This window comes from Synechococcus sp. R6-5, from assembly GCF_047461775.1.
Taxonomy (GTDB): domain Bacteria; phylum Cyanobacteriota; class Cyanobacteriia; order Thermostichales; family Thermostichaceae; genus Thermostichus.
Map to the genome: position 1 here is coordinate 1 of NZ_JANSHV010000048.1, position 11,058 is coordinate 11,058.

Here is an 11,058-nt window from a genome sequence, read left to right on the forward strand (position 1 = left end):
GGTCATTTCGATTCAAACTGGGACACTGTACCCACACCTAAAACATGCATGAAACATGCATGGGGCCACAGGGCTTTTCTCAGCTGCCCAGGCGTCTCACCCTAAACTGAAGTGACTAAGCCCTTCCGAGCAGCAGGATTGTCTTTTGGTCTTCTCTCTTTGCGAAGGAAAGGGGGAGTGCTTGGAAACCTTTTCAATTCAGTTTGAAACAATTACAGTTGTCCAACTCTCAAATCTCTCAAAAGCGCAGCCCCTAGAGGGTAGCAGGGTTCTTTTCGACTGCTTCGGACAAGAGGGAGTTGACCAGCACGGTTACCAACCCCAGTCGATTGCCTGCCAAAATATCCGTCAACAGGCGGTCTCCCACCATAGCCACTGCTTCTACCGGCAAGCCCATCTGGGCTACGGCCCGCCGCAAGGCCCGCCTTGAGGGTTTCCCAGCGCGGTGAATGTAGGGCAGGTTCAGGCTTTCTCCGATTTGTTGGATGCGGCTGCGATTGAGGTTGTTGCTCACCAGCCAAATTTGAAAGTGCGGACGCAACTGCTCCAGCCAAGCAGCCACAGCGGGATCCACCTCAACCTGTCGGCTCGGCACCAGTGTACCGTCTACGTCAAAGATGATGCCTTTTACCTGCCAGGCCCACAGGTTTTCTGCCCGCAACTTTAAGACAGTGCCGGCCACCACCAGATCCGGTTGCAGGAGCTTGAACCAAGGTTTGTGTACCATCCGCTCCTCGGCTAAGGACTTGGTTGAGGACTGTGGTGGGATCCCTGGGCAGCTTGCCGACGCTCTTGAATAATTTGCAATTGGGCTGCCTCGTGCTCTGCTAGGGTTTTGCTGAAAACGTGGGTGCCATCGTAGCGGGCCACGAAGTAGAGATAGTCGGTTTGCTCAGGCTGCAAAACGGCTTTTAAGCTGGCCAAGCCCGGGCTGGCGATGGGGCCGGGGGGCAAACCCGGGTTGAGGTAGGTGTTGTAGGGAGAGGGGGTACGCACCTCCGCAAGGGTGAGGCGGCGATCTGGGGTTTGCCGGATATTCAAGGCATATTCCACCGTCGGATCGGCTCCCAGGGGGATCCCTTTCTTAAGCCGGTTCAGAAAGACACCTGCAATCAAAGCGCGTTCTTCCGGCACCACGGCCTCCCGCTCCACAATGCTGGCCAGGGTAACCCACTCGTGCAGAGACAGGGAAGTGGTGTGCTGGCGAAACAGGGGCAGGGCCACCGCGACAAATCGCTGCAGCATGGCGTTGACCACTATTTGGGCCTTTTCTTGATCCGGCAGGGATCCCTCCACCTGTTCGATGGGGAAAAGATAGGTGTCTGGGAACAGGTAGCCTTCTAGAGAGCTCAAGTGGGGGGGCAGCCAATCGAGGGGGGGAATCACCCGGGTCACGGCAATGAAGGCATCGGCTGCCAGCCAGTTGCGCTGGGCCAGAGCCTCTGCCATTTGCTCGATGCGCCAACCCTCCGGAATGGTCAGCCGTCTTTGCAGGATCCTTCCCTGCCGCAGTTGCTGGGCCACGGCCAGCATGTCCTGGTTGGGATCCAAAGCGTAGGTGCCCGCCTGAAACACCCAGTCGCGCCCGAAGGTGCGGCTCCACAGCTCCCAAGCCAGAGCTGAGCGAATCACCCCTGCTTGGCGCAGTTTTTGCCCGATCAGACGGCTGCTGCTGCCCGGCTGGATTGTTACTTGGATCGGTTCTGGGCCGCCCACCGGCTGGAGCCAGGTCTGCCACTGCCAGTAGCCCAATCCCCCGACCAGAACCAACAGGAAAATCAAGCTCTGCAAAAGACGCCGACCCCAGCGTTCGCGTAAGCGTTGCGTAGCAACATGGGGTGACCTGGGTATAGCGCCTTGGGCAGCAGAGCATTTGGGCAAGACGGGATCCTTTTGGGCCGAATGCTGAACCTGATCTGTCATTGCCTTTCCCTCCAAACGGCCTGAGCACACCCTTGAGCCAGGCTATCCTTCGGACTCAATCCTGGCTAGGGCGTCGCCGGACTCTCAAGGCCGATTTCCCCCCTAACTTGGGATCAACTCTCCTGGGCTGGGGATCCCGTTGTTCTCGACCGTCCGCTGTCCGATCCAAGTGCCGATGGGTTCTCCCTGCACCACTCGATAAATATTGCCAGGGGTAGTCAGGTCAAAGACCACGATGGGCAATTGATTTTCCTTGCAGAGGGCGATGGCGGTGCTGTCCATAACCCGCAGATCGCGGTTCAGCACATCCTGATAGCTGAGGACATCGTAGCGGCGGGCCTGAGGGTGAGTCTTGGGATCCGCATCGTAAACTCCGTCCACCTTGGTGGCTTTGAAAATCACCTCGGCATCGATCTCCGCCGCCCGCAAGGCCGCAGTGGTATCGGTGGTGAAGAAGGGGTTGCCAGATCCTGCCCCAAAAATCACCACCCGCCCCTTTTCCAGGTGACGAATGGCGCGGCGACGAATATAGGGCTCCGCCACCTCCTGCATGGCGATGGCCGTCTGCACCCGGGTGGGGATCCCGGCTCGCTCAATGGCATCCTGCAGGGTTAAAGCGTTGATGACGGTGGCCAGCATCCCTACGTAGTCGGCAGAAGCCTGATCCATCCCTTGGGCAGCCGCCTCTTTGCGCCCGCGCCAGATGTTACCCCCTCCCACCACAATCGCCACCTGCACACCGGCCCGTACCACTGAGGCCACTTCGCCGGCAATGGACTTCAAGACCTCGGGGTCGATCCCGTAGGGGCGCTCCCCCATCAGGGCTTCACCACTCAACTTCAGTAGAATCCGTCGATATTTCATGCTTATCCGCTCCGGCCCACCCCTGCATACGATAGCAGGTTTGTTGAACTAGCTCCGCTCACAGGATTGACCGACAGAGCATCTCGACAAAAACAACCTTACTGCTGTTCTTCGCCAGCGCTGGCCTCGTTGTCGCGGGGGGCAGAACGGAAGCGGCGGCCATTGCGAGCACGACTTTTTTGGAACTGTTTGGCATATTCGCGGTTGCGCTCGGCTTTTTCCCGCTTCAGATTGCGTTTTTTGGCCATGCTGGTTTTCCTGACCGGTTGTCCGGACTCAAGTGAAGGTCCTCAGTTTGAAGTGTCAAAGTGAGGCGCTCTTAATCCTATCACGCTTTGCCGAAGCCATCCTGAAGCCCTCTGCTCAGCCGGCTATGGGCAGGGATCCCCACAACAAGACTAGGCCCATCACAACAAACCCCACGCCTGCCAGGGTTTTGATCCAGCGAGGTGGGATCAGGCGGGCCACCCAAGCTCCTGCCCACACCCCAATTAGGCTGGTGCTGATCAAAGCAGCAGCAGCGCCCAAAAAGATTACCCCAGCGTTTTGCGAGCGGGCACTGAGGAGCAGGGTCGCCAATTGGGTTTTATCGCCCATTTCGGCCAGCAGAATCGAGCCAAAGCTCACTAGGGCGGCCCGTCCGGCCATTTGCCGCAGCAAAAAAGACGGGGTTCGGCTGTCGTTGTCTTGGATCAACACGTTCCTCGGTTGTTCTCCACTCTGTCCTGCCGGGTTGGCATCGGCTGCTCAGGGAGGCTAGCCCTCTGGGAGCTTGTTCCCCCGCCACTCCTGCCATAATACATAGCCCCCGATCACCAGGAACCCTGCACCCGCCAACCATTGTAGCCAGCCCGGGGGAATGACTTGGCCCAGACCTTCTCCCAGCACCACGCTGAAAAAACTGGCGGTCACCAAGGCACCGGCGGAACCGAAAAAGATCGCCCAAGGAGATTGGGATTGGGCACTCATGAGCAAGGTTGCCAACTGGGTTTTATCGCCCATTTCCGCCACAAACACGGTTAAAAAAGTAACAAACCAGAGTTGCAGTGGGGATCCCTCAGGAAGATTGCTGTCGGAAGAGGGGGGGGTAGTGAGGGGCAGTGCCGTCGGAGGCCCAGTACTGGGGGCGGGAGACAAAGCCAAACTCTCCCCGGCAGGCTGGAAATCCACAGCGGATCCATCCCCGTAGAGATAGTGCTGCCCAACGGCCAAGAAGCCAAAACAGAGAGCCGAGGACAAGGCAATCAACCCCAAGCCCAGGGCCATTTGCCCCTGCCAAGAACGCGGCGCAGCCATGGCGTCAGATCCTAACCACCGACATGCAGCTTATCCTGTTTTCAGCCGCTTCTGGAGGAGACAAGGGCGCTAGAGTAAACGCTAGAGTAAAAGAATCAGGGGCGTTGGCCGAGCGGTTTAGGCAGCAAACTCATAATTTGCCTTACACAGGTTCGATCCCTGTACGCCCCATCGGGAATTGCTGGACGAGGTTTCTGGGTTGAGGGCTGTTGACAGCGGGCCAAGTCGATCTCAATTCCCAAACTGGGAGGGCGGACATAGGACTGCGTTCCGCTAACGCGACCGAGGTCACTCTGGGCTGAGAGAGAACCGGTTGGGCACAGTTTCAAAGACGCGGGTTCAGCTCTGTGCGGGATCCCGTATCTCCAGAGCGAGGGATCCAACGCTCAGGCAAGGTGGCAGGGGATCCCCATTGGGACTGGAGCTGGCTGAGGAATTGTCCCTGCTGGGTGCGAAAGCCGACCAGATCGGATCCGCCATTCATCAGGGCAAACCAGATGTCCCCCTGCGCGGTTGGCAGTACACCCGCCAAGGTGCTGACGCTCCTCAGGGTGCCCGACTTGGCAATTAGGATCCCTGGCAACAGACGCCGCTCCAACACTCCCACATCTTGGCCAACGACGGCAAAAGCATCCGCCAGAGTGAGCCCCTGCTCCTCCAGAAGAGACTGGATGGCTTGAAGCATAGCTACATTGGCCCGCGGCGAAATGCGGTTTTCCACCCCCAACCCGGAGCCGTTGATCAGTTGCAGCTCTTCTGCCGGGATCCCGGCGATGGCCCGGGCGATTTGGGCCACTTGGTCTGCTCCCCCCACCGCATCGGCCAACATCTCGGCCATGGAGTTGTTGCTGTAGAGGTTCATCAGCTTGACCAGGTGAATGAGGGGGGGGGACTCATGTCTGAGCAAAACCTGAGCGCCGGGCGGGATCTGCTGGGCAACCCGCACCGAACCCAAGATCCCCACCTGCGGTCTGGGTGTGCCGGGGGGTAAGGTTTGAAATTGGGCCTCCGCCTCTGGCGGCCAGCGCCGCGCATCCAGCCCCTGCCGCAACAGGGATCCCGATTGCGCCACATCCCGGGAAAAGTTCATGTAAAAGCGGCCCACCACCACCAGATCCCCGCGCACCTGGCGGATCCCATGAGCATTGAGCAGGTTGCCGACGGAGAAGGCTTCCTCCCAGACGAACAAGGGATCCTCCCCCCCCAGAACCCAGAGATCCCCCTGTAGAACTCCCTCAGCAGTTAAGGGGCCAGTGGCCAGCCAGGTGGTAACAAAGCGGTGCTGCGGGCCAAAGTGCTGCAAAGCGGCCAGGGTCGTTGCCACCTTGGTCAAAGAAGCAGCCGGCAAGGGTGTGGATCCCTGATGCTGTCCCAAAACAAGGATTCTGTCCCGCTGAGGCGAAGGATCCTCCATCTGCAGCCAAACCCCCTGAGCTGTGGGCGAAAACCCCCGACCGGCCAACTGAGCCAGATAGGTTTCCACCTGAGGTTGCAGGGATCCCTGCTCCGTCGCCTGAGAAGTGGGAGACAAACTCAGCAACAGAGTGGCCGCCGAGAGCAGCCCAACCCAGCTCGAAACCAGCCGCCTACCGGGCCAGCCCCACAGATGTCGTTCGTGCCGTGGCGTCAGCGTTGCGGAGCAACAGTGTTGTGTAGCACCATGGGGTGCCGCAGGCATAGCACTTTTCACGGAAAACACCCTCTAAACATCCCGGCAACCGAGGGGGCATCAGCTCGTCAATTCCCAGCCACCCTCTTCCACAGGCTCTACATCGATGGTGCCGGGGGGCGTTTGCCGATAAAAACGTCCGTCTGCAACAAACAGCGGCTCTCCACAATTGGGGCAAAAGAAACGGCTGCCCTCAATGGCTTGCGATTCTGACCCACACACCGGGCAGCGATCCGTCGTGATCCAGCGGCGCGCCCACCAGCGAAAGGCCAGGAGCACCAATACCGGCAAGGACAGCAAAAACAGCAACAGAGCCACCAATCCGGCGACCAGCCACCCCAGCCCGACACTGGTCAGCAAAGCTGCCAACGCCAGGGATCCCAGCCAGAACCCCCAGCCACCCAGAGAAATGGAATAGGTTTTGGGCTGCTCAAACCGCATTTTCGTTTTCCTTCCCCGATCACTACGCTCGCTAACGCCGTCAGGATGCCGCGGGCCTTTTCTTGAGTATGTTAGCCTAGGCGCGCCCGAACACCAGAAACAGTCCGCCACATAGCCCTGCTCTGTAGGCTAGCTCATCCCGGATGGATGAGGGATTGGGTTTCCCGCACCCTTCCCGAGGCTCTCCCGGCAGCCCATGCGCCTCAGTTGCGTCCCTGTTCTATTGGGCCTGAACTGAGCCTGAACGATGTCTTCAGCAACCAAGTCGGGTGGTGTCGTCATAAATGAAGTTATTATCAATTACAGAACTTATTGACTGTTACGGCGACGTTGCCCAACAGCGGAGGGGCGGCATCATGGTCTACACCGAAGAGGCGTTCAAGGCAGAGCTCAATGCCAAAGGCTGGCGAGCCACTCGGCAGCGGGAGATCATCCTGCAAACGTTTCAAAACTTGCCTGAGGGCACGCATCTAAGCGCGGAGGAGTTGCACAAAAAGTTGCGGGAAGAAGGCCACAACATTAGCCTTTCCACCATTTACCGCACCGTCAAGCTGATGTCCCGCATGGGCATTTTGCGAGAACTGGAACTGACCGAAGGGCACAAACATTACGAGATCAACCAGCCGGCCCCCCACCACCACCACCATCTGGTGTGCGTCAAGACCAACAAGGTGATCGAGTTCAAAAACAACGCCATTCTTAACATCACCCAGAAGGTGGCAGAAAAGTACGGTTTCAAAGTGTTGGATTGCCAGCTCACCATTATTGGTATCAGCCCAGAAGGGCAGCGCTCGATTTTGTAGCCAAAAATTCCCAAAGCTCAGGTTCTGAGGCTTTCCCAGAAGGGGAACTGTACTGGGCTGGTAGGAGGATGGGGATCCCGTCAACGGGAGGAAATGCCAGAATAGCTCCCGTGAGGCCAATCGGCAGTCGGCAACCGAGGCAACAGTTGATGAATAGTTGATCTTCTTCACCCCACTAGATCCGGGAGAGGGCCATGAACGAACAGGAAGTGGTGCAGTGGCTGGAGCAGGCGCTGGCCAATCCCCGCCTTAGGTTACAGGCCAAAGCCCAACCGCTCCAGGAGAGTCCCAAGGCTTATGCCCTCGTCATTATGATCAACCGCCCTGCCGGCCTTGCTCTCAACTATGAGGAGTTGACGGCCTGGTTCCAGAAGGCGATTCCCACTCGCTACCCCCAAGTCAAACGGTTGGCCCTCTACAGCCGCCCCATGGGCCAGCAGGCTGCCGACTGGAAAACTCAGGTGAGGCTGGATCCGGAGCCGGCGACAGACAAGGTGGATCCCGGTCGTGTTAGCAGTGCAGAGCACTTTACCGCTACGCGACCCTCTCGCGAACCCGTCAGTGGGACGGAGTCCCCGGAGAGTCTGGATCTAAGCCGCTACTGCTTTGTCAGCGATCGCCAGTTGCTTACTGCCGACCTTCCTCAGCCGCCTGGTTTGCTCCGCCAGGCGGTTTTGGGTTTTCACAGCCTCACTTCTGGGCAAAAACAGGAGGTTCTGCCCCTCTTGCCCACCTTGTTTCGCAATCCCAGCACCGTCTCGACGGTGATGTTATCGGTGGAAGCGGCCTTGTGGCTGGAGCCTCTGAAAAGCCTGAATCCTCACGAGCTGCGTCTATTGAGCGTTTGGCTGAGCCGCTATTGCTTCAACCCCAGCCGCACCCTAGCGGAATTGGATCCCGCCACCTCAGGTCTCAAAACCGGACAAACCAAGCGCAGCTACCGCGCCCCTCAGGTGGGGGTTTCGCTAATGTTGGCCAGCTTTGCCGGCAACCTGACGGCGGCCTCAGGTGTGACCCTGAGCCTGATGTTCGGTATGGTGTTTGTGCTTTTCCTGACCGTCTTGGGCAGCTTAGAGGGGGGATTCTCTCTGGGCTCTTTCATCTTCGCCATTCTGCTCACCCTCGCCTTCAATGCCCTGATCTTCTTTTTGTCCCCTTGGCTGATGGACTGGATCCAGCACAGCCTCTATGGCACCGAGTGGGTAAGCTTGGCGGAAATTGGGCGTCGCAGCCCAGAGAGTGCAGAGGTGATTCAACGGGTTTGCCGCCAGTACAAGCTGAAGCAGCCGAAGCTGGGGCTGATCCGCGACCAAAACCCCACTGCTTTTACCTACGGCAGCCTGCCGGATACGGCCCGCATCGTCGTCAGCGAAGGGTTGTTCACCTACTTGGAAGATGAAGAGGTGGCTACGGTCTATGCCCACGAGCTGGGGCATGTGATCCACTGGGATTTCGCCGTCATGACCCTGGCTTCCACGTTGGTGCAGATTCTCTACCTTCTTTACGTCTACATGCGGGATGCGCGCGACAACGGCAAAAGGGGCAGCCTCCGCTCCCTGGCCTTGGTCGCCTACTTTTTCTACGTGGCTGGCTCCTATTTATTGCTCTATCTGTCGCGGGTGCGGGAGTACTTTGCCGATCACTTTGCCGCCGAAACCACCGGCAACCCCAATGGGCTCTCGCGGGCTTTGGTGAAAATTGCCTACGGCATTGTGCAAGAGGGAGAGCGGGAGCGGGATGAGGAAACCCGACAGCGCAGTGCTCGCCTGCTGGAAGGAACGCGGGCTTTGGGGATCTACGATGCCAAGGCGGCTGTTACGGCGGGGACGGCCTACCGGGTTGCCTCGGATCCCGGCCAGGTGGGCAGGGTATTTTTGTGGGATCTGTTTAACCCTTGGGCCTGGTGGATGGAGCTGAACTCCACCCATCCCCTCACGGGCAAACGGGTGCGGGCGCTGTGCACCTATGCGGAGCAACTGGATCTGCCGGTGGAGTTCGATATGGCCAGCGTGGTTGCCCAGGGCAAGCAGCTCAACCGGCAACAGCTCTACGGGAACTTTCTGCTGGATATACTGCTGTTGAACGCCGAGTGGCTGGGGGCGATTGTGGGGGCGCTGCTCGGGATCCCGGCCTTGCAGGTGGGCTTCTATGAAATGTTTGCCGGGCTGACCCTGATGGGGGTGGGCTTGGGCCTGCTGCTGAAGATGACAGTGATGTACCCCAGCTTAGAAAACCCGCCAGCGTTGACCGTGTTGAAGGCCATGAGCAATCCCTACGCCAGCCCCTTGCGCGGGTTGCCGATGCAGTTGGAGGGGCGGGTGATCGGGCGGGGGGATCCGGGCTATCGCTTCGGCTCCGATCTCAAGTTCCAGGATGAGACAGGGATGATCTTCCTGCGCTATGCTTCCCGCTTTGGGCCGCTGGGCAACTTCCTGTTTGGAGCGCGCCAGGCAGGGGGGGTAATCGGCCAAGAGGGATCCGCGGTGGGGTGGTTCCGACGAGGGGTGGCCCCTTACCTGGATCTGGCCCGCTTTCAAAGCCGCCATGGCCAGCTCATCACCAGCTACCATCCCTTCTGGCAGGCTATGTGGGCTGTGCTGTTGTTAGTGGTTGCCCTGCTGGTGATGCTGTTCTAGAGGATCGCGATCCTCAGCAGCGAAGAGCTCGCCTAGGCCATTGGGATTGGCTACTTTTGCCCACCGTTAACCCGGGCGTAGTCGTCGCTGAAGCGGACAATGTCGTCTTCGCCCAAGTACTGGCCGTTTTGCACCTCGATAATCACCAGAGGGATGACGCCAGGGTTCTCCAGGCGATGCTTGGTGCAAGGGGGCACGTAGGTGGATTGGTTGGCCGTGATGAGCTTTTCTTCATCTCCGCAGGTGACCTTGGCGGTGCCGGCAACGACGATCCAGTGTTCGCTGCGATGGTAGTGCAACTGCAGGCTGAGGCGATGCTTGGGCAGCACCACGATCCGCTTGATTTTGTAGCCAGGGCCCTCTTCCAGCACTGTAAAGCTGCCCCAAGGCCGACTTTCAGCATTGCTCTCGATCAGCTTGTTGAGGGTTTCGGCAGAGAGGGAAGGCGAAGGTTTTTCCGGTGAGGCCAGATTGGCATTGGGGGTTTCCAGCATGGGATGCTCTCCTTGGGAGGCCTACCTGTAGCTTATCTCAACAACCAACTCGGGGTCTGTTTGTTTATCTTTAGACCCACCAACAGATCGGCTTCAGCTCCTGGGGATCCCCAGCCGGTTCAGGTTTGGTGGGGTAGTGGTTAAAATCCTGTGGAATCATGAAAAAGATTTCTGCTCTGCAAAAAGGCCACTTCCCCATGCGTTCTTCCTCTTCTGTCCCTTCTTACCCGGTTCACATCCATGACCGCCAACGGGACACTCACTATCTAATCCAGGTGCCGGCGGATCAATACATTTTGGCCAGCGCCGAGGCCCAAGGGATCCAACTGCCCTTTGCCTGTCGCAATGGCGCCTGTACCACCTGTGCGGTGCGGGTACGGCGGGGATCCCTGTATCAGCCGGAGGCAATGGGCATCTCGCGGGAGCTGAAGGAGCAGGGGTATGGGCTGCTGTGCGTGGGCTATGCCCGCTCGGAGCTGTGGGTAGAAACCCAGGATGAGGATGAGGTGTACGAGCTGCAATTTGGGCGCTACTTCGGCCAGGGGCGGGTAAGGCCAGGGATCCCCCTTGAGGATGAGTGATGTCTTCTTCGGCACCGGTTTCGTCTCAACAACTGTCGCCGGATCCCTTGCCCTCTCAGCCGAGGGGCTGGCTGCTGGCGGCAGCGGCGCTGATCCCGGTGAATCTGGCCCCCAGCTTACTCTTGGCTTTGGTGGGGACGATCCAGGGTTATACCCGCTATGGTGGGGCGATCCTGCGGGATCCCTTGTTTGGACTGGCGGCTCTCCTGAGCCTGGCGGCAGTGGGAGTGGCTTTTTTGGGGGAAGATTGGCGGCTGAGCCTGCCGGGGATGTTCAACTACTGGCCTTTTTTATTGATGCTGCCGGCCTTTGCCGCTGTTCTGGCCGATCGCGTCAGCGGGACGGAGTCCT

At 58.8% G+C, this 11,058-nt stretch carries 12 protein-coding genes, 1 tRNA gene and 1 pseudogene; 5 read left to right on the forward strand and 9 right to left on the reverse strand.

Annotated elements, in window-relative coordinates; translation table 11 throughout:
* Positions 1-253 precede the first annotated feature (253 nt).
* The 6 genes from NW818_RS02610 to NW818_RS02635 all read right to left on the reverse strand — a co-directional run bounded on the left by NW818_RS02610 (position 254) and on the right by NW818_RS02635 (position 4,083).
* On the reverse strand, positions 254-727 hold the full coding sequence (locus NW818_RS02610; protein ID WP_414423762.1) for a YqeG family HAD IIIA-type phosphatase: 474 nt from the start codon (positions 725-727) through the stop codon (positions 254-256).
* A gap of 11 nt (positions 728-738) precedes the next feature.
* Positions 739-1,923 (reverse strand): endolytic transglycosylase MltG, encoded by a 1,185-nt coding sequence (gene mltG / locus NW818_RS02615; RefSeq protein ID WP_414423763.1) that lies wholly within the window; start codon positions 1,921-1,923, stop codon positions 739-741.
* Positions 1,924-2,025: 102 nt separating this feature from the next.
* Complete coding sequence (gene pyrH, locus NW818_RS02620) at positions 2,026-2,787, reverse strand: UMP kinase (protein ID WP_011433861.1); 762 nt, start codon at positions 2,785-2,787, stop codon at positions 2,026-2,028.
* Positions 2,788-2,885: 98 nt separating this feature from the next.
* Positions 2,886-3,035, reverse strand: coding sequence for a hypothetical protein (locus tag NW818_RS02625; protein ID WP_011433860.1), 150 nt, complete (start codon positions 3,033-3,035; stop codon positions 2,886-2,888).
* Between the two features lie 115 nt (positions 3,036-3,150).
* Complete coding sequence (locus NW818_RS02630; RefSeq protein WP_011433859.1) at positions 3,151-3,486, reverse strand: TMEM165/GDT1 family protein; 336 nt, start codon at positions 3,484-3,486, stop codon at positions 3,151-3,153.
* A gap of 57 nt (positions 3,487-3,543) precedes the next feature.
* Positions 3,544-4,083 (reverse strand): TMEM165/GDT1 family protein, encoded by a 540-nt coding sequence (locus NW818_RS02635; protein ID WP_414407328.1) that lies wholly within the window; start codon positions 4,081-4,083, stop codon positions 3,544-3,546.
* A 98-nt stretch (positions 4,084-4,181) separates the two neighbouring features.
* On the opposite strand from NW818_RS02635, the gene NW818_RS02640 reads away from it, so the two are divergent.
* Positions 4,182-4,254: transfer RNA gene (locus NW818_RS02640), tRNA-Ile, on the forward strand.
* A gap of 154 nt (positions 4,255-4,408) precedes the next feature.
* On the opposite strand, the gene NW818_RS02645 is transcribed toward NW818_RS02640, so the two are convergent.
* Entirely contained in the window at positions 4,409-5,761 is a 1,353-nt protein-coding gene (locus NW818_RS02645; RefSeq protein ID WP_414423764.1) for a D-alanyl-D-alanine carboxypeptidase, read from the reverse strand.
* A gap of 51 nt (positions 5,762-5,812) precedes the next feature.
* Complete coding sequence (locus NW818_RS02650) at positions 5,813-6,193, reverse strand: hypothetical protein (RefSeq protein WP_414375305.1); 381 nt, start codon at positions 6,191-6,193, stop codon at positions 5,813-5,815.
* 356 nt (positions 6,194-6,549) lie between these two features.
* Here NW818_RS02650 and NW818_RS02655 point away from each other — a divergent pair, with 356 nt between their 5' ends.
* Together NW818_RS02655 and NW818_RS02660 are read left to right on the forward strand one after the other, a co-directional pair.
* On the forward strand, positions 6,550-6,996 hold the full coding sequence (locus NW818_RS02655; protein WP_011433855.1) for a Fur family transcriptional regulator: 447 nt from the start codon (positions 6,550-6,552) through the stop codon (positions 6,994-6,996).
* 194 nt (positions 6,997-7,190) lie between these two features.
* Positions 7,191-9,632 (forward strand): M48 family metalloprotease, encoded by a 2,442-nt coding sequence (locus NW818_RS02660; RefSeq protein ID WP_414423765.1) that lies wholly within the window; start codon positions 7,191-7,193, stop codon positions 9,630-9,632.
* A 50-nt stretch (positions 9,633-9,682) separates the two neighbouring features.
* On the opposite strand, the gene NW818_RS02665 is transcribed toward NW818_RS02660, so the two are convergent.
* Entirely contained in the window at positions 9,683-10,126 is a 444-nt protein-coding gene (locus NW818_RS02665; protein WP_011433853.1) for a phosphomannose isomerase type II C-terminal cupin domain, read from the reverse strand.
* Between the two features lie 197 nt (positions 10,127-10,323).
* On the opposite strand from NW818_RS02665, the gene NW818_RS02670 reads away from it, so the two are divergent.
* A complete protein-coding gene (locus NW818_RS02670; protein WP_414350989.1) occupies positions 10,324-10,707 on the forward strand; it encodes a 2Fe-2S iron-sulfur cluster-binding protein in 384 nt (127 codons plus the stop codon).
* Positions 10,707-11,058, forward strand: a pseudogene (locus NW818_RS02675) (polymerase); the annotation flags it as partial. The gene NW818_RS02670 and the pseudogene NW818_RS02675, both read left to right, overlap by 1 nt.